The organism is Escherichia sp. KCJ4928, assembly GCF_004352695.1.
Lineage (GTDB): Bacteria > Pseudomonadota > Gammaproteobacteria > Enterobacterales > Enterobacteriaceae > ECMA0423.
Genome location: NZ_SJWV01000016.1, coordinates 21,622 through 47,083, shown reverse-complemented (window position 1 = coordinate 47,083; position 25,462 = coordinate 21,622). Strand labels below are relative to the sequence as shown.

22 protein-coding genes and 6 tRNA genes are annotated in these 25,462 nt (G+C 51.0%); 15 read left to right on the top strand and 13 right to left on the bottom strand.

Going from position 1 to position 25,462, the window contains the following annotated elements:
• Positions 1-64: 64 nt before the first annotated feature.
• Positions 65-340, top strand: coding sequence for a colanic acid biosynthesis lipoprotein YpdI (ypdI, locus tag E0D98_RS04675; RefSeq protein ID WP_050877156.1), 276 nt, complete (start codon positions 65-67; stop codon positions 338-340).
• Positions 341-416: 76 nt separating this feature from the next.
• On the opposite strand, the gene E0D98_RS04670 is transcribed toward ypdI, so the two are convergent.
• On the bottom strand, positions 417-659 hold the full coding sequence (locus E0D98_RS04670) for a YfdY family protein (protein ID WP_000639883.1): 243 nt from the start codon (positions 657-659) through the stop codon (positions 417-419).
• A 352-nt stretch (positions 660-1,011) separates the two neighbouring features.
• On the opposite strand from E0D98_RS04670, the gene lpxP reads away from it, so the two are divergent.
• A complete protein-coding gene (gene lpxP, locus E0D98_RS04665; RefSeq protein ID WP_000484404.1) occupies positions 1,012-1,932 on the top strand; it encodes a kdo(2)-lipid IV(A) palmitoleoyltransferase in 921 nt (306 codons plus the stop codon).
• Between the two features lie 355 nt (positions 1,933-2,287).
• Entirely contained in the window at positions 2,288-2,359 is a 72-nt protein-coding gene (gene ypdK, locus E0D98_RS04660; RefSeq protein WP_010723117.1) for a membrane protein YpdK, read from the top strand.
• A gap of 64 nt (positions 2,360-2,423) precedes the next feature.
• Here ypdK and alaC read toward each other — a convergent pair whose 3' ends face one another.
• The gene (alaC, locus tag E0D98_RS04655; RefSeq protein WP_000785931.1) at positions 2,424-3,662 is read right to left on the bottom strand and encodes an alanine transaminase; all 1,239 of its coding nucleotides are present in this window, start codon (positions 3,660-3,662) and stop codon (positions 2,424-2,426) included.
• A 376-nt stretch (positions 3,663-4,038) separates the two neighbouring features.
• Here alaC and ypdA point away from each other — a divergent pair, with 376 nt between their 5' ends.
• From ypdA to E0D98_RS04640, 3 genes are read left to right on the top strand one after another with little or no spacing between them, the layout of a single operon-like run.
• A complete protein-coding gene (gene ypdA, locus E0D98_RS04650) occupies positions 4,039-5,736 on the top strand; it encodes a two-component system sensor histidine kinase YpdA (protein WP_000544359.1) in 1,698 nt (565 codons plus the stop codon).
• Positions 5,737-5,750: 14 nt separating this feature from the next.
• Positions 5,751-6,485 (top strand): two-component system response regulator YpdB, encoded by a 735-nt coding sequence (ypdB, locus tag E0D98_RS04645; protein ID WP_001295458.1) that lies wholly within the window; start codon positions 5,751-5,753, stop codon positions 6,483-6,485.
• A 12-nt stretch (positions 6,486-6,497) separates the two neighbouring features.
• A complete protein-coding gene (locus tag E0D98_RS04640) occupies positions 6,498-7,355 on the top strand; it encodes an AraC family transcriptional regulator (protein WP_000646844.1) in 858 nt (285 codons plus the stop codon).
• Between the two features lie 2 nt (positions 7,356-7,357).
• Here the strand turns inward: E0D98_RS04640 and ptsP are convergent, their stop codons facing one another.
• From ptsP to glk, 6 genes are all read right to left on the bottom strand, one after another.
• On the bottom strand, positions 7,358-9,853 hold the full coding sequence (gene ptsP, locus E0D98_RS04635) for a phosphoenolpyruvate--protein phosphotransferase (RefSeq protein WP_050877155.1): 2,496 nt from the start codon (positions 9,851-9,853) through the stop codon (positions 7,358-7,360).
• A 24-nt stretch (positions 9,854-9,877) separates the two neighbouring features.
• Positions 9,878-10,915, bottom strand: coding sequence for an aminopeptidase (gene ypdE / locus E0D98_RS04630; protein WP_000366033.1), 1,038 nt, complete (start codon positions 10,913-10,915; stop codon positions 9,878-9,880).
• Positions 10,915-12,000 carry an aminopeptidase gene (gene ypdF / locus E0D98_RS04625; protein WP_000173242.1) on the bottom strand — a complete coding sequence of 362 codons (1,086 nt, stop codon included), beginning with the start codon at positions 11,998-12,000 and terminating at the stop codon, positions 10,915-10,917. The genes ypdE and ypdF overlap by 1 nt, the downstream gene beginning before the upstream one ends.
• 14 nt (positions 12,001-12,014) lie before the next feature.
• A complete protein-coding gene (locus tag E0D98_RS04620; RefSeq protein WP_000985336.1) occupies positions 12,015-13,262 on the bottom strand; it encodes a PTS fructose transporter subunit IIC in 1,248 nt (415 codons plus the stop codon).
• Between the two features lie 21 nt (positions 13,263-13,283).
• On the bottom strand, positions 13,284-13,610 hold the full coding sequence (locus tag E0D98_RS04615; protein ID WP_001296874.1) for a PTS fructose transporter subunit IIB: 327 nt from the start codon (positions 13,608-13,610) through the stop codon (positions 13,284-13,286).
• A 218-nt stretch (positions 13,611-13,828) separates the two neighbouring features.
• Positions 13,829-14,794 (bottom strand): glucokinase, encoded by a 966-nt coding sequence (glk, locus tag E0D98_RS04610; protein WP_000170346.1) that lies wholly within the window; start codon positions 14,792-14,794, stop codon positions 13,829-13,831.
• Positions 14,795-14,997: 203 nt separating this feature from the next.
• Between glk and E0D98_RS04605 the strand changes: the two genes are divergently transcribed.
• Complete coding sequence (locus E0D98_RS04605) at positions 14,998-16,254, top strand: ion channel protein (RefSeq protein WP_000903152.1); 1,257 nt, start codon at positions 14,998-15,000, stop codon at positions 16,252-16,254.
• A 114-nt stretch (positions 16,255-16,368) separates the two neighbouring features.
• Entirely contained in the window at positions 16,369-16,695 is a 327-nt protein-coding gene (ypeC, locus tag E0D98_RS04600; protein WP_000490072.1) for a DUF2502 domain-containing protein YpeC, read from the top strand.
• Between the two features lie 140 nt (positions 16,696-16,835).
• Here the strand turns inward: ypeC and E0D98_RS04595 are convergent, their stop codons facing one another.
• A complete protein-coding gene (locus tag E0D98_RS04595) occupies positions 16,836-18,074 on the bottom strand; it encodes an Nramp family divalent metal transporter (protein ID WP_000186369.1) in 1,239 nt (412 codons plus the stop codon).
• A gap of 335 nt (positions 18,075-18,409) precedes the next feature.
• Between E0D98_RS04595 and nupC the strand changes: the two genes are divergently transcribed.
• On the top strand, positions 18,410-19,612 hold the full coding sequence (nupC, locus tag E0D98_RS04590) for a nucleoside permease NupC (protein WP_000376337.1): 1,203 nt from the start codon (positions 18,410-18,412) through the stop codon (positions 19,610-19,612).
• A 49-nt stretch (positions 19,613-19,661) separates the two neighbouring features.
• On the opposite strand, the gene E0D98_RS04585 is transcribed toward nupC, so the two are convergent.
• The 3 genes from E0D98_RS04585 to E0D98_RS04575 all read right to left on the bottom strand — a co-directional run bounded on the left by E0D98_RS04585 (position 19,662) and on the right by E0D98_RS04575 (position 22,249).
• The gene (locus E0D98_RS04585; RefSeq protein WP_000497400.1) at positions 19,662-21,851 is read right to left on the bottom strand and encodes a sensor domain-containing phosphodiesterase; all 2,190 of its coding nucleotides are present in this window, start codon (positions 21,849-21,851) and stop codon (positions 19,662-19,664) included.
• Between the two features lie 207 nt (positions 21,852-22,058).
• A tRNA-Ala gene (locus E0D98_RS04580) sits at positions 22,059-22,134 on the bottom strand.
• 39 nt (positions 22,135-22,173) lie between these two features.
• A tRNA-Ala gene (locus E0D98_RS04575) sits at positions 22,174-22,249 on the bottom strand.
• Positions 22,250-22,469: 220 nt separating this feature from the next.
• Between E0D98_RS04575 and E0D98_RS04570 the strand changes: the two genes are divergently transcribed.
• Complete coding sequence (locus E0D98_RS04570) at positions 22,470-22,829, top strand: YfeC-like transcriptional regulator (RefSeq protein ID WP_000472021.1); 360 nt, start codon at positions 22,470-22,472, stop codon at positions 22,827-22,829.
• Position 22,830: 1 nt separating this feature from the next.
• Positions 22,831-23,223 (top strand): YfeC-like transcriptional regulator, encoded by a 393-nt coding sequence (locus tag E0D98_RS04565; protein WP_000826503.1) that lies wholly within the window; start codon positions 22,831-22,833, stop codon positions 23,221-23,223.
• A gap of 51 nt (positions 23,224-23,274) precedes the next feature.
• Here E0D98_RS04565 and gltX read toward each other — a convergent pair whose 3' ends face one another.
• The gene (gene gltX, locus E0D98_RS04560; RefSeq protein WP_000695655.1) at positions 23,275-24,690 is read right to left on the bottom strand and encodes a glutamate--tRNA ligase; all 1,416 of its coding nucleotides are present in this window, start codon (positions 24,688-24,690) and stop codon (positions 23,275-23,277) included.
• 258 nt (positions 24,691-24,948) lie between these two features.
• Here gltX and E0D98_RS04555 point away from each other — a divergent pair.
• The 4 genes from E0D98_RS04555 (at position 24,949) to E0D98_RS04540 (ending at position 25,346) form a co-directional block, all read left to right on the top strand.
• Positions 24,949-25,024: transfer RNA gene (locus tag E0D98_RS04555), tRNA-Val, on the top strand.
• 44 nt (positions 25,025-25,068) lie between these two features.
• Positions 25,069-25,144 (top strand) — tRNA-Val (locus E0D98_RS04550).
• Between the two features lie 46 nt (positions 25,145-25,190).
• A tRNA-Val gene (locus E0D98_RS04545) sits at positions 25,191-25,266 on the top strand.
• A gap of 4 nt (positions 25,267-25,270) precedes the next feature.
• A tRNA-Lys gene (locus tag E0D98_RS04540) sits at positions 25,271-25,346 on the top strand.
• The last annotated feature ends 116 nt before the right edge of the window (positions 25,347-25,462 follow it).

Below are 25,462 nucleotides of genomic sequence, written 5' to 3'. Positions count from 1 at the left end.
ATTATATGTAAATACAGCCATAACATCGTAGGTTCTCAGTGAACCATTTTCAGGATAACTTTCTATGAAAGTAAACTTAATACTTTTCAGCTTATTTTTATTGGTCTCTATTATGGCATGCAATGTTTTTGCATTTTCCATTTCTGGTGGTGTAAGTGAGAGGAGCTATAAAGAGACTGAAAAAACATCAGCGATGACAACCACACACTCTACAAAATTTCAGCCATCACAGGCGATTTTGTTTAAGATGAGAGAAGATGCGCCACCATTAAACCTCACAGAAGAAATCACGCCTACTTATCCGACAAAGGCGAATTATCTTATTCATCCTGTGCGATAGCGTCTGTCACATGGCAGGTGAACAATCATGTCTGATGCTGATGTGAACACCTGCCCAAATGAGCCATCCTGACCCACTATCGCCTGCCATACCCCACCATAAAGCGAATCATCAAGCCACAAGCCGGGGCAAGAAACATAAATATCCCCGTCACTAGTTCATTACCGCCAGTTAACCACATGGTGAAGTAATAAATGAGTGCAGCGAGGATCACCATGCCGAAGAAAGAAGAGACCGCCGATACCACGTTCAGTACCTGACCGATGTAGCCGCTTACGCAGACAATACACAGGGCGAGAAACATCCATAAATAAATCATAGCTCAACCTCCTGCCGCGCTAAAAAACCTGTAACTTCAGTCACTTTAATAGTAAGACAATCCTTAACCTCTGGCAATTTTTGCTAAGCATCAATGAAAACAGCATGTTAAATGCAAGACTGTTGTGTACGGAAAAATATTTACTTTGCACGATTAATAATCAGTAGCTGAAAGCAGTCAGCGAGTGATAAAGTACAGATACCGCATTCATGCTCCTCGTGGTTATGTCCTGACTAGTCTTTACACTCTTTACAGGAACCATTGTCGTACATGATGGCCCAACCAATTGAGTGTACCGCTGTCGACATGGAATCTTCTGCGATACAACAATTCGTATCTACAGAAGGTAACTATGTTTCCACAATGCAAATTTTCCCGCGAGTTTCTACATCCTCGCTACTGGCTCACATGGTTTGGGCTTGGTGTACTCTGGCTTTGGGTACAGCTTCCTTATCCTGTTCTCTGCTTTCTCGGCACGCGTATTGGCGCAATGGCGCGACCATTCCTGAAACGTCGTGAATCTATCGCCCGTAAAAACCTGGAACTTTGTTTCCCGCAGCATTCTGCGGAAGAACGCGAGAAGATGATTGCCGAAAACTTTCGTTCACTCGGCATGGCGCTGGTAGAAACCGGCATGGCATGGTTCTGGCCCGACAGTCGCGTACGTAAATGGTTTGATGTTGAAGGGTTGGATAACCTTAAACGCGCACAAATGCAAAATCGCGGCGTAATGGTTGTCGGCGTCCATTTTATGTCGCTGGAACTGGGCGGCCGCGTGATGGGACTGTGCCAACCAATGATGGCTACCTATCGTCCACATAATAATCAGCTGATGGAATGGGTGCAGACCCGTGGGCGCATGCGCTCTAACAAAGCGATGATCGGCAGAAATAATCTGCGCGGCATTGTCGGTGCACTGAAGAAAGGTGAAGCGGTATGGTTTGCTCCCGATCAGGATTATGGTCGTAAAGGCAGCTCCTTCGCGCCGTTCTTTGCGGTGGAAAATGTCGCCACAACCAATGGCACCTATGTTCTCTCCCGTCTCTCTGGCGCAGCCATGTTGACCGTAACGATGGTAAGAAAAGCGGATTACAGCGGATATCGTTTGTTCATCACCCCAGAGATGGAAGGCTACCCGACAGATGAAAATCAAGCCGCTGCCTATATGAACAAGATTATCGAGAAAGAGATCATGCGCGCACCGGAGCAGTACCTCTGGATCCACCGTCGCTTTAAAACGCGCCCGGTGGGAGAATCGTCGTTGTACATTTAACAAACTGCTCTTACTCTTTCCCTCCTCAAATCGGCCATAATAACCTCATGGTTTTTATGGCTTTTTTCTTAAGGTTTTTTCCTTCGCTGAATATCTAATTATTACCGTCAGAAATTAAACTGTCGCCGATATGAGACACTTGTAAGTTACTAAAAGTAAATAAGAAAATGTCTCTTGTCTCGTTTCAGTTTTAGGCGTACATTAGCGCCGTCTCGAGCAGTTTAGCTCAGAATTCTGGGGTGATGCCCACGGTAAAATACAGGGCTTTTAAGGTCGCTTTGCCCGGTGTCAACTCACTGTATCAGGTGTAATGAAGTCATTCAGGCGTAACAGTAATTACGCGGAGAGATGTAAAGTGAAATATTTCTTTATGGGCATTTCTTTTATGGTCATCGTTTGGGCCGGTACTTTTGCCCTGATGATCTAAAAGCAAACTGTGCAATGAAAAACAGGAGCCATCAGGCTCCTGTTTGCATTTCTGACGACGGTGTTTATTCCGCGTTTTCGTGAATATGTTTGCTGCTGGCGGGTAGTAAACCGTCGGCACGGAACATCGCTTTAATCCCACGAATCGCCTGACGAATACGGTCGCGGTTTTCAATCAGTGCAAAGCGAACATGCGTATCACCATAGTCGCCAAAGCCAATCCCCGGCGAGACACAAACCTTCGCTTCGTTAAGGAGCTTCTTGGCAAATTCCAGCGATCCCATGGCCGCATATGGTTCCGGGATTTTCGCCCAGACATACATCGAAGCCTTCGGCATTTCAACCATCCAGCCCGCTTCATGCAGCCCTTTAACCAATACATCACGGCGGCGTTTGTACTGTTCGGCAATGTCGCGCACGCACTGTTGATCGCCCTCCAGCGCCGCAATCGCCGCCACCTGCAACGGCGTAAAGGTGCCGTAATCGTGATAGCTTTTAATACGAGCCAGGGCGCTGACCAGCGTTTTGTTGCCAACCATAAAGCCGATACGCCAGCCCGCCATGTTGTAGCTTTTCGACAGCGTAAAGAACTCGACTGCCACATCGCGTGCACCCGGTACCTGCATGATTGACGGCGCTTTCCAGCCATCGTAGACGATATCGGCATAGGCCAGGTCGTGGACCACCAGCACATCGTAGCGTTTCGCCAGCGCCACAACCTTTTCGAAGAACTCCAGCTCCACGCATTGCGCGGTTGGATTCGACGGGAAGCCGAGGATCATCATCTTCGGTTTCGGATAACTTTCACGAATGGCGCGCTCCAGTTCGTTGAAGAAATCGACACCTTCCACCAGCGGCACTGAGCGTACCTGCGCCCCGGCAATCACCGCGCCATAAATATGGATCGGGTAACTTGGATTCGGCACCAGCACCGTGTCACCATGATCCAGCGTCGCCAGCATCAGATGCGCCAGGCCCTCTTTCGAACCAATAGTGACGATGGCTTCTGATTCCGGGTCGATTTCAACGTCGTAGCGATCCTGATACCAGCGGGAAATGGCGCGACGTAACCGCGGAATGCCGCGTGAAGTGGAGTAACCATGCGTGTCCGGGCGCTGGGCCACAGTACATAATTTTTCGACGATATGCGGCGGAGTCGCACCGTCCGGGTTACCCATGCTGAAATCGATAATATCTTCGCCGCGCCGACGCGCAGCCATTTTCAGTTCAGCGGTGATGTTAAAAACGTAGGGCGGGAGACGATCAATGCGCGTAAAGCGACGTTCAGGGCGAGTGTCAGCCATAATTTCCTCAGATTAACGTTAGCGCCCGGACCGTCCGAGCGACGCTGCCACAATGGTGGCTGTTTTGAAAATAGCCTGATTAATTTCTGTCTGTCCAGCGTTTTAGAACATTTTTATCAATGGCTTTAAATGAGGAACTCCACTTCAAAAACAGGAAATTTTTCTACGCTAACAAGAAAATTACCACCAATTTTATTAACATTATAATTTCAATAAATTTACCAGCCAGAAGTGCATTATCAAGAGATACATTGCTAATACACCATTTATCTTTCAATCCCCTTTTAAATTTATGGTTTTTCCTCAAAAACGGCCTGCTGGTCATCAGCCTTCAGGTTACCTATCATAGAGGTTTAATCCTTATTCAGAGTCACCCGTGCACGAAATATTCAACATGCTACTGGCGGTCTTCGATCGGGCAGCGTTAATGCTTATCTGCCTGTTCTTTCTCATCCGTATCCGCCTGTTTCGCGAACTGTTGCACAAGTCGGCGCACTCCCCAAAAGAATTGCTCGCCGTTACCGCCATTTTCTCGCTGTTCGCCCTGTTCAGCACCTGGTCCGGCGTTCCCGTAGAAGGCTCGCTGGTGAACGTACGTATTATCGCGGTGATGTCCGGCGGGATTCTGTTTGGCCCGTGGGTAGGCATCATTACCGGCGTGATTGCGGGTATTCACCGGTATTTAATTGATATCGGCGGCGTGACGGCGATCCCCTGCTTTATCACCAGCATTCTGGCGGGTTGTATATCGGGCTGGATCAACCTGAAAATCCCCAAAGCACAGCGCTGGCGCGTCGGTATTCTCGGCGGCATGTTGTGTGAGACGTTGACCATGATTCTGGTAATTGTCTGGGCACCAACTACCGCGTTGGGGATCGATATCGTCTCTAAAATCGGCATTCCAATGATCCTCGGTAGCGTCTGTATCGGCTTTATTGTGCTTCTGGTGCAAAGCGTTGAGGGCGAAAAAGAGGCCAGCGCCGCGCGGCAGGCCAAGCTGGCGCTGGATATCGCCAACAAAACGCTACCTCTGTTTCGCCATGTCAATAGCGAGTCATTACGCAAAGTTTGTGAAATTATTCGCGATGACATTCACGCCGATGCGGTGGCGATTACCAATACCGATCATGTGCTGGCCTATGTTGGCGTGGGTGAACATAACTATCAGAATGGCGATGACTTCATTAGCCCGACTACCCGTCAGGCGATGAATTACGGAAAAATCATCATTAAAAACAATGATGAAGCCCACCGCACACCAGAGATTCATTCCATGCTGGTGATCCCATTGTGGGAGAAAGGCGTTGTGACCGGAACGCTGAAAATTTACTACTGCCACGCGCATCAGATCACCTCGTCATTACAGGAAATGGCGGTCGGTCTGTCGCAAATCATCTCCACCCAACTGGAGGTTTCACGCGCCGAGCAGCTACGTGAAATGGCAAATAAGGCAGAGCTTCGCGCCCTGCAAAGCAAAATTAATCCCCATTTCCTGTTTAACGCTTTGAACGCTATTTCATCATCAATCCGTCTGAATCCGGATACTGCTCGCCAGCTGATCTTTAATCTGTCGCGTTATCTGCGCTATAACATTGAATTAAAAGACGATGAGCAAATCGATATCAAAAAAGAGCTGTATCAAATTAAAGACTATATTGCCATTGAGCAGGCCCGCTTTGGCGACAAGCTGACGGTTATCTATGATATTGATGAAGAGGTGAATTGCTGCATTCCCAGCCTGCTGATCCAGCCGTTGGTGGAGAATGCCATTGTCCACGGTATTCAGCCTTGCAAAGGTAAAGGCGTTGTCACCATCAGCGTTGCAGAGTGCGGCAATCGGGTACGCATTGCGGTGCGGGATACCGGGCACGGCATCGATCCAAAGGTGATTGAGCGGGTCGAAGCGAATGAAATGCCGGGCAATAAAATTGGCCTGCTGAATGTTCATCATCGCGTGAAGTTATTGTATGGCGAGGGGCTGCATATCCGCCGCCTGGAACCAGGAACGGAAATTGCGTTTTACATTCCTAACCAACGCACCCCAGTCGCCTCACAGGCTACGTTATTGCTTTGAGCCGGAGTGATATTGTGAAAGTCATCATTGTTGAAGACGAATTCCTGGCACAACAGGAACTGAGCTGGCTAATTAAAGAGCACAGCCAGATGGAGATTGTCGGCACCTTTGACGACGGTCTGGACGTGTTGAAGTTTTTGCAGCATAACCGCGTCGACGCCATTTTTCTGGATATCAATATTCCGTCGCTGGATGGCGTGTTGCTGGCGCAAAACATCAGCCAGTTCGCCCATAAACCGTTTATTGTGTTCATCACCGCGTGGAAAGAACATGCGGTAGAAGCGTTTGAACTGGAGGCGTTTGACTACATTCTCAAACCGTATCAGGAGTCACGTATTACCGGGATGCTGCAAAAACTGGAAGCGGCCTGGCAACAACAGCAGACCAGCAGTACGCCTGCCGCGACGGTAACGCGTGAGAATGACACCATTAATCTGGTGAAAGATGAGCGAATAATCGTCACGCCAATTAACGATATCTATTACGCCGAAGCGCACGAGAAAATGACCTTTGTCTATACGCGGCGTGAATCCTACGTAATGCCGATGAACATTACCGAATTTTGCAGCAAACTGCCGCCGTCGCATTTTTTCCGCTGCCATCGCTCATTTTGTGTCAATCTGAACAAAATACGCGAAATCGAACCGTGGTTTAATAACACCTACATTCTGCGACTGAAAGATCTAGATTTTGAAGTGCCGGTCAGCCGCAGCAAAGTGAAAGAATTTCGCCAGTTAATGCATCTTTAATCGGGAACTTTCATGAAAGCACCAGGCTTGCCCGCCGATCAACAATTTTTCGCCGATCTGTTCAGCGGCCTGGTGCTTAACCCGCAACTACTGGGGCGCGTCTGGTTTGCCAGCCAGCCTGCCTCGTTACCGGTGGGCAGTTTATGTATTGATTTTCCCCGTCTGGATATCGTGCTGCGCGGCGAATACGGCAACCTGCTGGAAGCAAAGCAGCAGCGAATGGTGGAAGGAGAAATGCTGTTTATTCCGGCACGCGCGGCTAATTTACCGATCAACAACAAACCGGTGATGCTGTTAAGCCTGGTGTTCGCACCGACCTGGCTTGGGTTATCGTTTTACGATAGCCGCACCACGTCGTTGTTGCATCCTGCTCGCCAGATCCAGCTTCCCAGCCTGCAACGCGGTGAAGGTGAAGCGATGCTTACCGCCCTCACCCATCTTAGCCGTTCGCCGCTGGAGCAGAATATCATTCAGCCACTGGTGTTAAGTTTGCTGCATCTTTGCCGCAACGTGGTGAATATGCCGCCGGGTAATTCGCAACCGCGCGGCGATTTTCTCTATCACAGCATTTGTAACTGGGTTCAGGATAATTATGCCCAGCCGCTCACCCGCGAGAGCGTGGCGCAGTTTTTTAATATCACGCCCAATCATCTGTCAAAACTGTTTGCTCAGCATGGAACGATGCGTTTTATCGAGTATGTGCGTTGGGTGCGAATGGCGAAGGCGAGGATGATTTTGCAGAAATATCATCTGTCAATTCATGAAGTGGCACAGCGTTGCGGTTTTCCGGATAGCGACTATTTTTGTCGCGTTTTCCGGCGTCAGTTTGGTCTGACGCCGGGAGAGTACAGCGCCCGTTTTCAGGGCTAACGTCAGAAGGTTAATTCTGTTTCCAGCAGCGTCAGGATACTTTGTGCATCTTGCGCGGCAAACAACGACTGGCGGAAGTTTTTATTCACCAGTTTACGCGCCAGCTGCGAGAAGACTTTCACATGATTCATCCCTTCGTTAGCACCCAGCGTCAGCATGATCACCAGTTCGACTTCGCCCATTTCTGACTGCCAGTCAATCGGTTTCGCCAGCCGGGCAATGCTGATACTGGAATGACGGATCCACTGAGATTTGGTGTGCGGGATCGCTACGCCAAAACCAACGCCGGTGGTAACAATCTCTTCCCGCTGCCAGACATCTTCTTCCAGCTCAAACGGATGTTCAGTGCGCCCGTTAACGCCGAGGTTGCCGCACAGGAACTGGATCGCCTGCTCTTTATTGCTAAAATCCTGATCAACAAAGATATTCTCCAGCGCCAGCAGTGGGCGAACGTCTTCTTCCGGCGTAAAGGCGGTGAGTAACGCTTCAATTTCCTGCGCACTGCGGCATTCACATGCCTGACGCGCCAGTTCCCGACACGCCTCGCTATCCAGTTGACGAAGCTGGCTTTTCACCGCCGGAATACGCGGGCTACTCATACTCAGCTCATCCAGGCCCAGCCCAAGCAGTAGCGGCAGATAACGGCTTTCACCGCCCAGTTCACCGCAAATGCCTACCCATTTGCCCCGCTGATGCGCAGTGGTAACAATCTGCTGCAACATGCGCAGGAACGATGGCGTAATCGGGTTATACAGCGGCGATACGCGCGGGTTATTACGATCGACCGCATACAGATACTGGGTCATATCGTTAGAACCGATACTGAAGAAATCGACCTCATCGCAGAAGTGGTCGATGATGTAACACACCGACGGCACTTCCACCATGATACCCAGAGTAATCGTCTCTGCATGACGCAGGCCATCGCGCTTAAGCTCAACGATCGCTTTTTGGATCTCGCCCTTCACCCATAAGATCTGATCGAGGCTGTGAACCATCGGGATCATCAACTGGGCGTTGCCAAAACTGGCAGCGCGCAAAATCGCCCGTAGTTGAGTGCGGAACAGGCCAGCAAATTCCGGGTAAATACGTACCGCGCGATAGCCGAGGAACGGGTTCTCTTCCTGGGGAATATTCAGATAAGGAATGCTTTTATCGCCTCCGATGTCCATTGTGCGGAAGATAATCGGCTTGTCGCCCGCTGCCAGTAGCACCTGCTGGTAGGCTTCAAATTGCTCCTGCTCGTCCGGCGCGCTGTCACGATCCATATACAGCATTTCGGTACGGAACAGCCCGACGCCTTCCGCGCCGTTGGCAAACGCGCCTGGTGCTTCCAGAGCGGTGCCAATATTCGCCGCGATATCAATACGCTTGTTATCACGGGAATAGGCCAGCTGCGCGGCAGCCTGCGCCTGTTGTTTTTGGCGTTTATCCGCCAGCGTCTGCGCAACCTGATAATAACCGCTCACCGCGTCATTCGGGTTAATCGCCAGCACGCCGCACTGGGCGTCAAGCACCGCCGGTTGCCCGGCATAACGGGCAATCGCATCCAGCGGCAGGCCGCTCAGTACCGGGATCGCCGAGGCGCGGGCCAGAATCAGGGTATGCGAGGTGCGCCCGGTTTTCTCCAGAATCATGCCCGCAAGATTTTTCAAATCAAGGCTCAAAAACTGGCTTGGGGTTAAATCTTCAGCCACCAGAATGGTCGGTTTTTCCAGCACCAGATTGTTGCGCGGCTTCAGTTCCGGCCAGGTGATATGCAGCAACTGTTCGCTAATATCGCGAATGTCGCTAACACGTTCGCGCAGATAATCGCTGGCAGAAGCAGAAAGCTTGGCGCAAACCTGCTCCATATTGCTGATGATCGCCGCCCCCAGTCCCTGATGCTGTTCTGTCATCAGGCGACGGATATTGCCTGCAAATTCATCATCCTGAATCAGCGACAAATGAGCGCTGAGGATAGTTTTGCTTTCGCCGTCACGCTCACGCAATTGCTGGTTCAGTTGCTCGGCAAGCGTTGCCTGGCTGTGCTCCAGCCGGGTGGAATCTTGCGCACTGGCGGGGATTGCCCGATAACTGTCGAGGCTGTCGCTTTGTAACAGGGTCAGCGTACCCACGCCGACGCCGCTTGCCAGCACATTGCCGTACAGTAAATCCGGGTTAAGGCGGCTTAATGAACGCGGCAGCGGATGCGCCGTCAGTTCTGCCTGCGTAGGCTGAACGCTGTCGCTGTCGATAAAGCGCACCTGGATGTACTCTTCCAGCACGCGCCGCGCCTGCTCTTCATCGCTGCCGCTAATGTTCAGGCTGCAACTGTCATTAAATAGGGTGCCGGTGCCAATCAGCGCCAGCGAACTTTTCGCATCGGCCTTTGCGTTCTGGCGATGGTTAATAAAGGTGACTTCACTTTGCCACTGGCTGCACTGTTCTTTAAGTTCCCACGCCGGACGAGCATGCAGACCGTTAGGCAAAGGACAGAGAAATTGAATCGTTAACATAACCGCTCCGGGTTAATCAGGAGATCATCTGAAATCCGTCAGTTGAACAACCGTCTCACGGGTAAGACGTTGAATAAGGGCAGATAAAAGTTGCTGCATCTGCAAAATGTCGCGGCAATCGGCAATCGATGCCGCACAATGTCCGTGGCGCGTCGCTGGCCCCATCACCACCGTGGGCACGCCGGTGCCGGTTAAATGCACCGCTCCGCCGTCCGTGCCGCCGTTGCTGAACATATCCGCCTGCAACGGCACGCCAATTTCTGCCGCGACGGTTTCGATCCAGGCGGTAAGTTTTGGCGGCGCAATCAGCGACTTGTCGCTTAACACCAGCATCGGCCCGTTACCAATCTGGCGATGGTTAGCCGCGCTATAATCAAAGTTTTTCGCCCAGCAGGCGGTATCAAGCACAATGGCGACATCCGGCGACACCGCGCGGGTGGCAGTTTGCCCGCCGCGTAATCCCACCTCTTCGCTGGAACTTGCCACCAGCCACACCTCCGCAGGCAGTTCGGCGTCGTGCAGCTCACGTAGTAACGTCACCAGCAGATAGCAACCGAGGCGGTCATCAAAGGCTTTCCCCATCACCCGCTGGTGAGGGAGAACCTGAAAAGTTGTATCAAAGGTGACGCGATCGCCTGGACGAATTCCCGCCTGCATCACTTCGTCATACGAGCGCGCACCAATGTCCACGCGCATGGCGCTGACGTCATTCCCCTGCCGGTCGCCGTCAAGCAGGCCTGGAATTTTGCACTCTTCACGGGTGGTGATGCGCACCGGCTGCAGCTGGCGGGCAGCCATGCGCACGTTGCCAACCGGCAGCACGTCAATAGCGCCTTCGCGGGAGATGCTGCGCACCATAAATCCCACTTCGTCCATATGGGCGCAGATCATCACCTTCGGACCTGTCGATTCATTGAGGCGGATCAGCACCGATCCCAGACCATCAAATCGCACTTCTTTTTGCAGGCGATCCGCTTCTTCCAGTAGGATCTGCCGCACTTCCTGTTCCGAGGAGGCGATCGCATCTGCCTCGCTCAACGCTTTTAATAGCGATAAATCCATTATGCCTCTCCCGTGAGCAACACTGTTTTCGGCATGGCGTAGAGCACTTCTGCGCCTTGCGGGGTAACCAGCACAACATCTTCGATGCGCACGCCCCCTTGCCCTGGCAAATAAATCCCCGGCTCCACGGTCAGCAACATGCCTGGCTGTAGCGTCGTGGTGTCCCGCGGTGAAAAACGCGGATCTTCATGGACTTCAATGCCGATAGCGTGACCAGTGTTATGACCGAAATAGTCGCCAAATCCAGCCTCGGTAATGACCCGGCGCGCGGCGTCGTCAATCTGCTGGCAGCGCACGCCGGGGCGAATTGCAGAGATTGCCGCGAGCTGTGCCTGCAGGACAATCTGATAGACGTCAAACAGCGGGTGAGATTCGGCGCTCACCCCTTCGCCATTCACCAGCAAGGTGCGCGTCATATCAGAGCAGTAGCCCTGATACAGCGCACCAAAATCGAGAGTGACAAACTCGCCCGCTGCAACAATCTTGTCGCTGGCTTTGCCGTGCGGCAGCGCCCCGCGCCAGCCGCTGGCGACAATGGTGTCAAAAGAGGCTTTTTCTGCGCCCTGCTGGCGCATAAACCACTCCAGTTCAGCGGCTATCTCGCGCTCGCTCATCCCCGCCTGAATAAAGCGGCGAATATGCTCCGCTCCGCGATCGGCAATCCCACAGGCGAGGCGGATTATCTCCACCTCCTCTGGCGTTTTGATTTGCCGCAGCACATCCGGCGTGGCGCTAACCAGTTTCGCATTGAGTTCAGACTTCCAGCGGTGCGCGGTTTCCCAACTCACCTGCTGGCCTTCAAAACCGAGCGTTTGCAACTGCTCATCGGCAATGATTTGATTGACGATAGTGGTAAGCGTGTTCGTCGCGTCAAGCAAATGCAGCTGGTAGCCTTGCGCACGGGCTTCCACCTCAACGAAATAGCGCGAATCTACCAGAATGTGCGCACTTTCACGGCTAATAACCACATAGCCTGATCCGGTGGAGATCCCCAGATGCGGCTGTTTGTTCTGCCGTGAGGAGAGAAGCACTGCATCCAGTTGTTGCGCCTTAAGCCAGTCGCGCAGCGAAGCGAGTAATGTCATCTGGATTTTCCTTCTTACAGGCTATCGATTAACAATTTGCCTTTACGGAACATCATCAGACGCAGGAACACCACCATCAGCGCAGTTATGACTGCCCCCAGCGCGATCCCCGCCATATAGACGCCCAGGTTAGTGACCAGCGGCCATGCCCAGATAGCGGATTCCGGGAACCATTGCACTGCGCCCAGCCAGACAGCGGCGGTTGAGCCGACAATCGCGCCGACCATATACGACGGAATGGCGGTGATGGGGCTTTCCAGCGCAAACGGAATCGCACCCTCACTAATCCCCATAAAGGCAAGGAACATCGCGGTCTTACCCTGCGGATAAAGTTGAGCGTTGAACAGGCGTTTGCCGGTTAAACGACGGTCAATAATGGTCGCCAGACCCAGACCAATCGGAGGAATAACGATAGCGATAGAACGAGCGGTGACCGGTAATACGTGGTCGGTGGTAAAGCTGAAGGCAACGAAACCTGCCGCTTTGTTGATTGGGCCACCAAGGTCGATTGCGGTCGCCGCGGCAATCCCCATTGCATACATCAGCGCGCCCTTCTCACCTGCGGCAGTCAGCACGGTACGGATACCGCCGTTGATCCAGCCACCAAATGGGGTGATGACATAGTACATCGCCAGCATGACAAAAATGGCGGAAAGAATCGGTAGCAAAAATGTGGTTTTGAACGCTAACAGGAAATCTGGTAACTGGATTTTCTGGTTCATCCATTTCACAAGGTAACCAGCAACGATAGATATAATCAGCGCACCAATGAAGGTGGACGGCACCGGCGAAGAGGTCGCCCATTGCATAGTGCTGGGATCGAAGTTCAGCAGTTGCGTCGGCTGGGTAGACATCAAGCCGCCGATAAAACCAGCCGGGAACGCCAGTTTGCCGCCGATAGAGTTCGCCACAAAAGCGGCAAACATCGGAATAGCAAAGCCAAACAACACGCCGCCGAAGGACTGCGACAGCCAGGCAAATTTCAGTAAGGAGAGGTCGAAACCGGAGAATTTCCCGCTATTAAGAGCATCCATGATGCCGATCTCAGCAGGAATTTTAAGCCAGCTATAAGCAATCAGCTGGCTGAAAGCGAGGATCACACCGCCCATAATTAAGGTCGGCACCATGCGTGAAATCCCTGACATCACATGCTGCGGGAGTTCACCCCAGAAGCTGCTTTTAGAGGCCTGCGGATTCTTAACTGCCGCTGCCGCACCGGATGCGCCAGGCACAACGGTTGCACTGCGTTTTTTAATGGCCATAACAATTATCCCTGTCGAATATTACTGTTGTTCAGAGGCAATCATCTCTTCGATTTCTTTGATGATGCCTACAGCGTTTTTAATTGCGTCCTGCAAAGTGATTTCATAAACGTCGCGTGATTCGAAACGTTCGTTATCTTCCGGGGTAACTGCCACGGAATGGATGATGATGGTCGCTTCGGCGATATCCTGCGCCGTCAGGCGATTCTGGATGCCGTCCGCGCCCTGGGTTTCAATTTTCACTTCATAACCGGCTTCTACCGCCGCTTCTTCCAGCGCCTGAGCGGCCATAAAAGTGTGAGCCAGGCCCATCGGGCAGGCACATAAGGCAATCAGTTTCTTACTCATCGTTAATTCCTCGTTCAGTGATAGTTGACGAGTGAAATTATGAACGTGCAAAACAAATCGCCGTTACCAGACAAATAATGCATTTACTGGAGAATTAATCCCGCTGTATGGAAGTGTGACGCAGGTCGGCCTTGTGAGGGGACACAAAGAAAAATTGAATTAACTGTATGATTTAAAAGATTATCGGGAGAGTTACCTCCCGATATAACAGGAAGGATTTACAGAATGTGACCTAAGGTCTGGCGTAAATGTGCACCGGAACCGAGAAGACCCGGATTGTCATGGACGATGAGATACACCGGAATATCATGGACATATTCTTTAAAGCGCCCTTTATCTTCAAATGCGGCACGGAAACCAGAGGCTTTGAAGAACTCAAGGAAGCGCGGCACGATACCGCCCGCAATAAACACGCCGCCAAATGTCCCGAGATTGAGCGCCAGATTGCCGCCAAAACGGCCCATAATGACGCAAAACAGCGACAATGCGCGGCGGCAATCGGTGCAGCTGTCAGCCAGCGCGCGTTCGGTAATATCTTTTGGCTTGAGATTTTCTGGCAGGCGGTTGTCAGCTTTCACAATTGCGCGATACAAATTCACCAGCCCAGGGCCAGAAAGCACGCGTTCCGCCGAAACATGGCCAATTTCCGCACGCAGTATTTCGAGGATAATGGCCTCTTCTTCACTATTCGGCGCAAAATCAACGTGACCGCCTTCGCCCGGCAAGCTTACCCAACGCTTATCGACATGGACCAGATGCGCAACCCCAAGCCCCGTTCCGGCACCGTAAACCGCAATAGGCTTACCTTCTACCGGTTCTGCGCCACCAAACTGAATCAGATGCTCTTTTTTCAGCATCGGGATCGCCATCGATACAGCGGTAAAATCGTTAATAATTTCCAGATGGCTAAAACCGAGATTCTTTTTCATTTCGGCAATTGAGAACGCCCAGGTATGGTTGGTCATTGCCACCCAGTCACCGGTAATTGGGCAAGCGATGGCAATACAGCCGTCTTTCACCTCGACCTTATGTTCTTCAAGATAAACGCGAATGACCGCTTCGAGGCTGGGGTAATCAAGCCCTGAATAGGTCTTAGCCTGCGAGATTTCACCACTGGCAATATCACACAGAGCAAGACGTGCGTTGGTGCCGCCCACATCACCGACTAATGCATACTTTGTCATTCTTCAACTGCTCCGCTAAAGTCAAAATAATTCTTTCTCACACTGTAAATACCTGGGGGCATAACAACAACGCCGGAAAGGCAGGCTCCCTGTAAATATCGATCTGGGTCACACATTTACTTTATCGTTTCAGCACCAATTGCAGCGATGCCTTTTTGCAAGCTGGGCAAACTAAGTATCTGACCCCGCATAAGGAATAGAACATGCTCCATCCGCGAGCCAGAACCATGTTGTTATTATCGCTCCCCGCCGTGGCAATTGGGATTGCGTCCAGTCTTATTCTGATTGTGGTGATGAAAATCGCCTCGGTATTACAGAATTTGCTCTGGCAACGACTGCCGGGAACTCTGGGGATAGCCCAGGATTCACCTCTCTGGATCATCGGTGTATTAACGCTAACGGGTATTGCGGTGGGGTTGGTTATCCGTTTCAGCCAGGGTCATGCCGGACCAGACCCCGCCTGTGAACCGCTGATCGGCGCACCAGTTCCGCCCTCTGCGCTACCAGGACTTATCGTAGCATTAATTCTCGGTCTTGCTGGCGGCGTCAGCCTGGGGCCGGAACATCCGATCATGACCGTCAATATCGCCCTTGCCGTCGCCATTGGCGCTCGTCTGTTACCGCGCGTCAACCGAATGGAGTGGACTATTTTAGCCTCTGCCGGAACCATCGGCGCGCTGTTTGGCACACCTGTTGCAGCGGCGTTGATATTTTCGCAAACCTTAAATGGCAGTAGTGAAGTTCCGCTATGGGATCGTCTTTTTGCGCCGTTAATGGCGGCAGCAGCTGGTGCACTTACTACCGGATTATTTTTCCATCCCCATTTTTCACTGCCCATTGCGCATTACGGACAGATGGAAATGACCGATATTCTCAGCGGTGCAATTGTCGCGGCGATTGCCATCGCAGCAGGGATGGTCGCCGTATGGTGCTTACCACGGTTGCACGCGATGATGAATCAAATGAAAAATCCGGTGCTCGTGCTGGGTATTGGCGGATTTATTCTCGGTATTCTGGGGGTTATTGGTGGACCAGTTTCGCTGTTTAAAGGGCTGGATGAGATGCAGCAGATGGTGGCAAATCAGGCTTTCAGCACCAGCGATTACTTTTTGCTGGCGGTAATTAAACTTGCCGCCCTGGTCGTTGCTGCCGCCAGTGGCTTTCGCGGTGGGCGAATCTTCCCGGCAGTGTTTGTCGGCGTGGCATTAGGGTTGATGCTGCATGAGCACGTACCCGCCGTACCAGCGGCAATAACCGTTTCTTGCGCTATTCTCGGCATCGTGCTGGTGGTAACACGCGATGGCTGGTTAAGTCTTTTTATGGCGGCGGTCGTTGTACCCAATACCACATTGCTACCGCTGCTCTGTATCGTCATGCTTCCGGCATGGCTGTTATTAGCAGGTAAGCCGATGATGATGGTCAATCGTCCGAAGCAACAGCCACCCCACGATAACGTTTAGCAAAAAATGCTCTCCTTTATGATTTAAGAGTTATGGCGATGATACGGGGCTTTACCTCCCCGTAATATTGCGTTAACAGGCCGCTGACGGCTTCGATCGTGAAGGAGAATAACAATGTTCAGGTCACTGTTTCTGGCGGCCGCCCTGATGGCATTTACCCCGCTTGCAGCAAACGCAGGTGAAATCACCCTACTGCCATCAATCAAATTACAAATTGGCGATCGCGATCATTACGGTAATTACTGGGACGGTGGTCACTGGCGCGACCGTGACTACTGGCATCGCAATTATGAGTGGCGTAAAAACCGCTGGTGGCGTCATGATAATGGCTATCATCGTGGCTGGGATAAGCGTAAAGCGTATGAGCGTGGCTATCGTGAAGGCTGGCGCGATCGTGACGATCATCGCGGAAAAGGCCGCGGACATGGACACCGCCATTAAACACATTCGCCAATGGAACACAATGCCTGATGCGACGCTAGCGAGTCTTATCAGGCCTACAAACCGGCTCTTTAACGCGTAGGGCGGATAAGGCGTTTACGCCGCATCCGCCAATAGTGCCAGATGCGACGCTCATTCAACTACAATCCCAGCGCCGTCCCCACCAACAACCAGATATTCAGCGCCACGACCAGCACTACAATCACCCAGCCTGTCTGTTTTACGCGTTTGCTGTTCACCAGATCGCCCATCAACTTGCTGTCACTGGTGAAAATCAGCAGTGGAACCAGCGCCAGGGCGATACCAAAACTTAACAGCACCTGACTCATAACCAGAATCCGTGTCGGATCTAATCCCATCAGAATGACAATAAATGACGGCAACATGGTGACTGTACGACGCACCCACAGCGGGATATGGAAGCGAATGAATCCCTGCATCACCACCTGCCCCGCCAGTGTCCCCACCACCGTTGAGGACAGTCCGGCAGCAACCAGACTTAACCCAAAGACCGTTGCCGCAGCATGGCTTAACAGCGGTTGCAGCGTCAGATAAGCCTCATCAAGATCGGCAACACCAGTATGACCAGAAAAGTGGAACGCCGCCGCAGCTGTAGCCATCATCGCCAGATTGACAAAACCGGCAATCGTCATGGCGATAGCCACATCCCATTTGGTGGCGGAATAACGTTGTTGACGCGAACCGCCATGTAAATGCTGAGTGAGCGAGGAGTGCAAATAAATCACATGCGGCATAATCGTCGCCCCTAACACGCCTGCTGCCAGGAAGACCGCCTCCGAAGTAGGTAAACTCGGGATCACCATTCCTTTACCCAGCTGCGCCAGGTTAGGCTGGGAGAAAATCAACTCGACAATGTAAGCCGCGGCAACAAACAACAGTAACCCGCCAATCACTTTCTCCAGCGGTTTTTGCCCGCGACGTTGCAGCATTAAAATCAGGAAAGTCGCGATCCCCGTCAGCACCGCGCCCTGCAACAACGAGACACCAAGAATGAGTTTAAAACCGATCGCCGCACCAATAAATTCCGCCAGGTCGGTTGCCATCGCAATAATTTCTGCCTGAACCCAATAGAACCACACTACGGGACGCGGATAGTGATCGCGAATCTGCTCCGCCAGATTTTTACCGGTGGCAATCCCTAGTTTGGCAGAGAGGATCTGAATCAGCATCGCCATCAGGTTGGCCCAAACGACAACCCACAGCAGCTGATAGCCGAAGCTGGCACCCGCCTGAATATTGGTCGCAAAGTTACCGGGATCGATATAACCAATCGCCGCAATGAACGCAGGTCCCATTAATGCGAGCCTCATCTTGCGCGCCGCCCGTCCGCTGCTACTCTCAACGCGATAGTTCGTCATCTTGTGCCTCTAAAACATAGCCTTTGCTATGTTTCATGCTATGCCAAACGAGAATGATTATCAAATTCATTTAAATGGGTTGTGGTGATTTCTCTGATAGACCTGGATTATGACTACGAAAAGATTGATGACTTGAATGTTATGGTTATGTTTAATGTTAGCACATTTACATAACTTTCAGCTTCCATACACAACATAGCAGAAATGTATGACAGATCACTATTTTTGAAGCTTGTCACAGGACGTCATTATAGTGTGTGTCAGATCTCGTTTTCCTTAACCATGTTACATAGAATGTGCACGGAAATTTAACCTGCCTCATATTTGGAGCAAATATGGACCGCGTCCTTCATTTTGTACTGGCACTTGCCGTTGTTGCGATTCTCGCACTGCTGGTAAGCAGCGACCGCAAAAAAATTCGTATCCGTTATGTTATTCAACTGCTTGTTATCGAAGTGTTACTGGCGTGGTTCTTCCTGAACTCCGACGTTGGTTTAGGCTTCGTGAAAGGCTTCTCCGAAATGTTCGAAAAACTGCTCGGATTTGCCAACGAAGGGACTAACTTCGTCTTTGGTAGCATGAATGATCAAGGCCTGGCATTCTTCTTCCTGAAAGTGCTGTGCCCAATCGTCTTTATCTCTGCACTGATCGGTATTCTCCAGCACATTCGCGTGTTGCCGGTGATTATCCGCGCAATTGGTTTCCTGCTCTCCAAAGTCAACGGCATGGGCAAACTGGAATCCTTTAACGCCGTCAGCTCCCTGATTCTGGGTCAGTCTGAAAACTTTATTGCCTATAAAGATATCCTCGGCAAAATCTCCCGCAATCGTATGTACACCATGGCAGCAACGGCGATGTCCACCGTATCTATGTCCATCGTTGGTGCATACATGACCATGCTGGAGCCGAAATATGTCGTTGCGGCGCTGGTACTGAACATGTTCAGCACCTTTATCGTGCTGTCGCTGATCAACCCTTACCGTGTTGATGCCAGTGAAGAAAACATTCAGATGTCCAACCTGCACGAAGGTCAGAGCTTCTTCGAAATGCTGGGTGAATACATTCTGGCAGGTTTCAAGGTTGCCATTATCGTTGCCGCGATGCTGATCGGCTTTATCGCCCTGATCGCCGCACTGAACGCACTGTTTGCTACTGTGACTGGCTGGTTTGGCTACAGCATCTCCTTCCAGGGCATCCTGGGCTACATCTTCTATCCGATTGCATGGGTGATGGGTGTTCCTTCCAGTGAAGCACTGCAAGTGGGCAGTATCATGGCGACCAAACTGGTTTCCAACGAGTTCGTTGCGATGATGGATCTGCAGAAAATTGCTTCCACGCTCTCTCCGCGTGCTGAAGGCATCATCTCTGTGTTCCTGGTTTCCTTCGCTAACTTCTCTTCAATCGGGATTATCGCAGGTGCAGTTAAAGGCCTGAATGAAGAGCAAGGTAACGTGGTTTCTCGCTTCGGTCTGAAACTGGTTTACGGCTCTACCCTGGTGAGTGTGCTGTCTGCGTCAATCGCAGCACTGGTGCTGTAAAACCATACATAAAAAAGCCGGGGATCATTCCCCGGCTTTTTTACGCCTGTTAATCAGCTAATGGCTGCGGGCGACCAATCAAATACCCTTGCAGATATTGCACCCCGAGCTTATGCAATAGCGCCTGCTGCTGTTGCGTCTCGACAAACTCCGCGACCACACTCAATGACTTCGCTTTCGCCAGATCGGTAATTGATCTCACAATCATCGCATCCAGCGTGTTCGTGACAATATCTTTCACAAAGACGCCATCAATTTTGATGATATCAGCCTGCAAACGCTTTAACCGTTCGTAGTTGGCATATCCGGTGCCAAAGTCATCAATCGCAATCCGGAAACCAAACTTATGCAGCTGCTCGATGTTGTACATGCTGCTTTCTGCGTTAGAAAACGCCTGCTCCTCGGTGATCTCAAGAATGACCGCCTGCGGGGAGATGTGATAACGCTTAAACAGACGAATAATCCGCCCGGCAATATTCTTTTGCAGCAGCGTGAGCGGCATTAAATTGACTGAAAAGCGCGGTCCTTTTTTGTCGCAAGGGTGTGTTGCCAGCCACTTCAACAAGGATTCCAGCACTTGCAAATCAAAACGCGCGCTAAGGTTAAACTGAGCAATAAGGGGCAGAAACTTATCCGGGGTCATAATGCCGCCGTCATATTTCAGTCGCGCGAGGATCTCATCATAACCTTCACCCTCTTTGTTGCGAATTGGCTGGGCGTAGAGCAGCAAATCACCCTGATCTAACGCCGTGCGAATGGTATTCAGCAATAGCACCTGTTTAGTGGTCTGCCCGGAAACCATCTCCTCTCTGCTATCCAGCGCCAGCACATGATGATGTGCGCAGGATTGCTCCGCCAGCCAGCTTAACTGCCCCAACAAGGGTTGCAGGGTTTCCTGATTTCCATCAAAACGCCCCCAGGCAGCACCATAGCCCATATCCAGCCCGGTATTGTTCCAGTGAATTTGCCGACTATTCAGGATGTTAACCATATGCTGGAGTCGCCCTTCCGTTTCCGGCCCGCTCAGCACTAACAGCAGTTCACTACCCGGCAATTGATACAACTTTTCGTTTTCCTGCATCAACGGCAGCAGCGTACGGCAAATTGAGCGGATACAGTGAACGCGCATCATTAAGCCGTAATGACGACTCATAAACTCAAGATTATCAATGCGCAGGCAGCAAAAACTCTTGCCCGCCTCTTGCTCCGGCGCTTGTTCCAACGCACGAAAGTTGGGTAGGAGCGTTAACGGATCTGTCAGCGCCTGCAAATGCCAGCGGCGATTAAGCCATTCACTGCGATGATAAATGCGCACCATATAGAGCAGGCAAACGCTAAAGGAAATCAGCACCGCAAGAATAAATGCCAGCGAATATTCGGTTTCCACCCCTTGCAAAAAGTTCTGGTTGTAATTCAGAAGGCAAAGCGTTGAAACAGCCCAGGTGAGATTTAAAAACGGATAGCGAAGCTTACCGACCCCGAGGGTAAAGATGATGAAGAAAACGGGTACCAGGTAACCGGCAATAAAGTCGTTTTCATAAGGTGTGCACAACAGAAGTAGAAGCACGCTTAACGCTGCCAGCCAGCTTAAGGTAAATGCGCGTTTCTCTTTGCCCAACGACGGCGCGATATCCCTGCGCCACAATATCTGCGCAAAGTGGGGACTTACAATCATGCGAGTGAGATAGTAGAAAAGCATGTTGTAAATCAGCACAGCGGTGAAAAGGCTTAGCAAATCAACGACCGTGAAAATCGCATCCGCATCGCCGAAAAAGGTGGATATCTTTAGCGGGAAATCAAAGAAGCTCCCCACAAGATACATGCTGCATTTGATGCCGATCGGCGTCACCAAACCAAGCCAGAACAGACGTTGCCAGACATATCGGCTGGTCAATCCATAACGCCAACGCGTCCCCAGCTGCCAGCGTAATATTGCGCAGGCACACAACACGACAAACGTCTGGCTACCGAGCATGACCGCAGTCTGTAAAAAAGAGAGATGAAAGTTCCACAGATTGGTGCAAAACATCCCGCATAAAACGGGAACGACACCGCGCCAGCCAAAGATAAACAAGATTGACAGCATTACGCACAGTGGCATCCACGCCAGAAAGATATAACTGGAATGGATAATGGCAAGTGGCGAAATAAAACGGGATAGCTGAATAAGTACCACGGTGAGCGTAAACGCTAGTGTGAATATCTTGATATTTTTTATCAGGTTATGCTCCACAAACATGAGTACACTACTCTCACTGATCGGGGTTTTCAGGCACACAAATAATAAGTTTATTCGCATCGCGAAGCAAACAGGGGCCAGCCTGTTGCCGATTTTTCATCCAATGATGCTTTCACCAGGCGGCGCTAACCCGGACGTAGACTGTATTACAAAAGCGGCAAAAAGCAGAGACAAAAAACCCCCGCTTTGCAGCGAGGGTTGGAAATTTGGTGGAGCTAAGCGGGATCGAACCGCTGACCTCTTGCATGCCATGCAAGCGCTCTCCCAGCTGAGCTATAGCCCCACGATGCGTTTACGTACCAAATTTGCTGGGTGCAAAATTTGGTGGAGCTAAGCGGGATCGAACCGCTGACCTCTTGCATGCCATGCAAGCGCTCTCCCAGCTGAGCTATAGCCCCGTCACGTAAAGCTTGTCGAGTTGACGGGCGGCATCATATGAATTCCGCCCGAATGTGTCAACGGCAAATTGCAATGTGTAGTTTCAATCGCTGAAAAATCAGGCAAATGAACAATTTTGGAAAACCGCTCGCATTCAGTAGTTATTCATGTCACGGTTTCCTGTAAAGTGGTGTTATAAAATGAACTACTAATAGACCCACATACATTCAGGGAATTGTTATGTTCAAGGAGAGGATGACACCAGATGAACTTGCCAGACTGACCGGCTATAGCCGCCAGACCATTAATAAATGGGTACGCAAGGAAGGCTGGACAACGTCACCAAAACCTGGCGTCCAGGGTGGCAAAGCCCGACTGGTTCACGTCAATGAACAGGTTCGTGAATATATTCGCAATGCTGAACGTCCAGAAGGTCAGGGAGAAGCGCCTGCCCTTTCTGGTGATGCGCCGCTTGAAGTATTGCTGGTGACACTGGCGAAAGAGATGACGCCAGTTGAACAAAAACAGTTTACATCCTTGCTTCTGCGGGAAGGGATTATCGGATTGTTACAACGCTTAGGGATTCGCGATAGCAAATAATATGAAAAGATTACGCAACAAAATGACCACCGAAGAACTGGCTGAATGCCTCGGTGTGGCTAAACAAACTGTTAACCGTTGGATCAGAGAAAAAGGCTGGAAAACGGAAAAATTTCCCGGCGTGAAAGGCGGTCGTGCCAGACTTATTCTGGTCGATACGCAAGTTTGCGAGTTTATTCAGAACACGCCAGCCTTCCATAACACACCAATGTTGATGGAAGCTGAAGAGAGAATTGCTGAATACGCTCCTGGAGCACGCGCCCCGGCGTATCGACAAATCATCAACGCGATAGATAATATGACAGACATTGAGCAGGAAAAAGTCGCGCAATTTTTGTCACGTGAAGGAATTCGCAATTTCCTCGCCCGTCTCGATATTGACGAATCAGCATAAATAAAAAACGGCAGGATATTATCTCCTGCCGTTTATCTTTTTACACGCTAATTACTGCTGATTTTCGCGTTCAGCAATAAAATCCAGCGCTTTGTTGATACGCTCGATACTGCGGGTCTTACCAATTGCGTGAACGGTAACATCCAGTGCTGGAGACTGCCCCGCACCGGTTACGGCGACACGCAGCGGCATACCAACTTTACCCATACCCACTTCCAGCTCATCCGCCGTCGCCTGAATAGCGTGATGAACGTTTTCAGCGGTCCAGTCAGTAATCGCGGCCAGTTTGTCACGAACCACTTCCAGCGGCTGACGCGCTACCGGACGCAGATGTTTTTTCGCCGCATCGGCATCGAACTCAGCAAAATCTTCGTAGAAATAACGGCAGCTCTGTGCCATCTCTTTCAGCGTCTTGCAGCGTTCGCCCAGCAGTTTCACCAGATCAGCCAGCTGCGGGCCGTTACGGGTATCGATATTTTCCTGCTCAATGTGCCACTGTAAGTGAGTAGCAACATACTCCGGCGGCAGCGCGTTAATGTAGTGATGGTTCAGCCACAGCAGCTTGTCGGTGTTGAACGCACTGGCAGATTTGCTGACGGCATTCAAAGTGAAGTATTTGATCATCTCTTCACGAGTGAAGATTTCCTGATCGCCGTGGGACCAGCCCAGACGCACCAGATAGTTCAGCAGTGCTTCTGGCAAATAACCGTCATCACGATACTGCATTACGCTGACTGCCCCGTGACGTTTGGACAGTTTTTTACCGTCATCGCCATTGATCATAGAAACGTGCGCGTAAACCGGCACCGGCGCTTTCAGGGCCTTAAGAATGTTGATCTGGCGCGGCGTGTTGTTGATATGGTCTTCGCCACGGATAACGTGGGTGATTTCCATATCCCAGTCATCGACAACCACACAGAAGTTATAGGTTGGGGAACCATCGGTACGGCGGATAATCAGATCATCCAGCTCCTGGTTGCTGAACTCGATCGGACCACGGATCTGATCGTCAAAAACAACAGAACCTTCCTGCGGATTAGCAAAACGCACGACACACGGTTCATCATCAGCATGATGCTCATGGCTGTGGCGGCAGCGACCGTCATAACGCGGCTTCTCACCTTTCGCCATTTGCTCTTCGCGCAGCGCTTCCAGGCGCTCTTTAGAGCAATAGCATTTATAAGCAGTGCCCTCTTCCAGCATCTGATCGATCACCGCGTTGTAGCGATCAAAACGTTTGGTCTGGTAGTACGGACCTTCATCCCACTCCAGGCTCAGCCAGTTCATGCCATCCATAATGGCTTCGATAGCTTCCGGCGTGGAACGCTCAAGATCGGTGTCTTCAATACGCAGCACGAACTCACCGCCGTGGTTACGTGCAAAAAGCCAGGAGTAAAGAGCAGTACGCGCGCCGCCAACGTGCAGATAGCCTGTTGGGCTTGGCGCGAAGCGAGTTTTGATTTTCATGAAATGGCCTTACGTTTAGAAAGATGCCGACAACCGGCAAATCCTGGAAAAATTGAGTGGGCGATATTCTATCACTCCCGCCTGATTCCTCAATGTAGTTCGGGTTTCTACCTTACGCATTATTGTTTTCGTTGACAAATTGCGCAACACGGTCTGTTTTGCGATCATCTTGCTTAAATTTACGACGAACGAACAATTTCTTTAGAAAATGCGTTGACTCATTTTGAACTCTCCCTATAATGCGACTCCACACAGCGGGGGTGATTAGCTCAGCTGGGAGAGCACCTCCCTTACAAGGAGGGGGTCGGCGGTTCGATCCCGTCATCACCCACCAACTACTTTATGTAGTCTCCGCCGTGTAGCAAGAAATTGAGAAGTGGGTGATTAGCTCAGCTGGGAGAGCACCTCCCTTACAAGGAGGGGGTCGGCGGTTCGATCCCGTCATCACCCACCACTTTCTCGCCAGCTAAATTTCTTGTAAAAATGTGAAGTACCGAAGTGGGTGATTAGCTCAGCTGGGAGAGCACCTCCCTTACAAGGAGGGGGTCGGCGGTTCGATCCCGTCATCACCCACCACTTCGGGTCGTTAGCTCAGTTGGTAGAGCAGTTGACTTTTAATCAATTGGTCGCAGGTTCGAATCCTGCACGACCCACCAATGTAAAAAAGCGCCCTAAAGGCGCTTTTTTGCTATCTGCGATTTGTAAGATTGATTTTTCTTCTCAAGTTGCTTGTTCTTCTACCGATATTACCTCGTACAGTGACGAGGACTGA

Bases quoted from the DNA above. Each gene is read 5' to 3' on its own strand.
- ypdI (WP_050877156.1), top strand. From the start codon at position 65: ATGAAAGTAAACTTAATACTTTTCAGCTTATTTTTATTGGTCTCTATT.
- E0D98_RS04670 (WP_000639883.1), bottom strand. From the start codon at position 659: ATGATTTATTTATGGATGTTTCTCGCCCTGTGTATTGTCTGCGTAAGC.
- lpxP (WP_000484404.1), top strand. From the start codon at position 1,012: ATGTTTCCACAATGCAAATTTTCCCGCGAGTTTCTACATCCTCGCTAC.
- alaC (WP_000785931.1), bottom strand. From the start codon at position 3,662: ATGGCTGACACTCGCCCTGAACGTCGCTTTACGCGCATTGATCGTCTC.
- E0D98_RS04640 (WP_000646844.1), top strand. From the start codon at position 6,498: ATGAAAGCACCAGGCTTGCCCGCCGATCAACAATTTTTCGCCGATCTG.
- ptsP (WP_050877155.1), bottom strand. From the start codon at position 9,853: ATGTTAACGATTCAATTTCTCTGTCCTTTGCCTAACGGTCTGCATGCT.
- ypdE (WP_000366033.1), bottom strand. From the start codon at position 10,915: ATGGATTTATCGCTATTAAAAGCGTTGAGCGAGGCAGATGCGATCGCC.
- ypdF (WP_000173242.1), bottom strand. From the start codon at position 12,000: ATGACATTACTCGCTTCGCTGCGCGACTGGCTTAAGGCGCAACAACTG.
- E0D98_RS04620 (WP_000985336.1), bottom strand. From the start codon at position 13,262: ATGGCCATTAAAAAACGCAGTGCAACCGTTGTGCCTGGCGCATCCGGT.
- E0D98_RS04615 (WP_001296874.1), bottom strand. From the start codon at position 13,610: ATGAGTAAGAAACTGATTGCCTTATGTGCCTGCCCGATGGGCCTGGCT.
- glk (WP_000170346.1), bottom strand. From the start codon at position 14,794: ATGACAAAGTATGCATTAGTCGGTGATGTGGGCGGCACCAACGCACGT.
- E0D98_RS04605 (WP_000903152.1), top strand. From the start codon at position 14,998: ATGCTCCATCCGCGAGCCAGAACCATGTTGTTATTATCGCTCCCCGCC.
- ypeC (WP_000490072.1), top strand. From the start codon at position 16,369: ATGTTCAGGTCACTGTTTCTGGCGGCCGCCCTGATGGCATTTACCCCG.
- E0D98_RS04595 (WP_000186369.1), bottom strand. From the start codon at position 18,074: ATGACGAACTATCGCGTTGAGAGTAGCAGCGGACGGGCGGCGCGCAAG.
- nupC (WP_000376337.1), top strand. From the start codon at position 18,410: ATGGACCGCGTCCTTCATTTTGTACTGGCACTTGCCGTTGTTGCGATT.
- E0D98_RS04585 (WP_000497400.1), bottom strand. From the start codon at position 21,851: ATGTTTGTGGAGCATAACCTGATAAAAAATATCAAGATATTCACACTA.
- E0D98_RS04570 (WP_000472021.1), top strand. From the start codon at position 22,470: ATGTTCAAGGAGAGGATGACACCAGATGAACTTGCCAGACTGACCGGC.
- E0D98_RS04565 (WP_000826503.1), top strand. From the start codon at position 22,831: ATGAAAAGATTACGCAACAAAATGACCACCGAAGAACTGGCTGAATGC.
- gltX (WP_000695655.1), bottom strand. From the start codon at position 24,690: ATGAAAATCAAAACTCGCTTCGCGCCAAGCCCAACAGGCTATCTGCAC.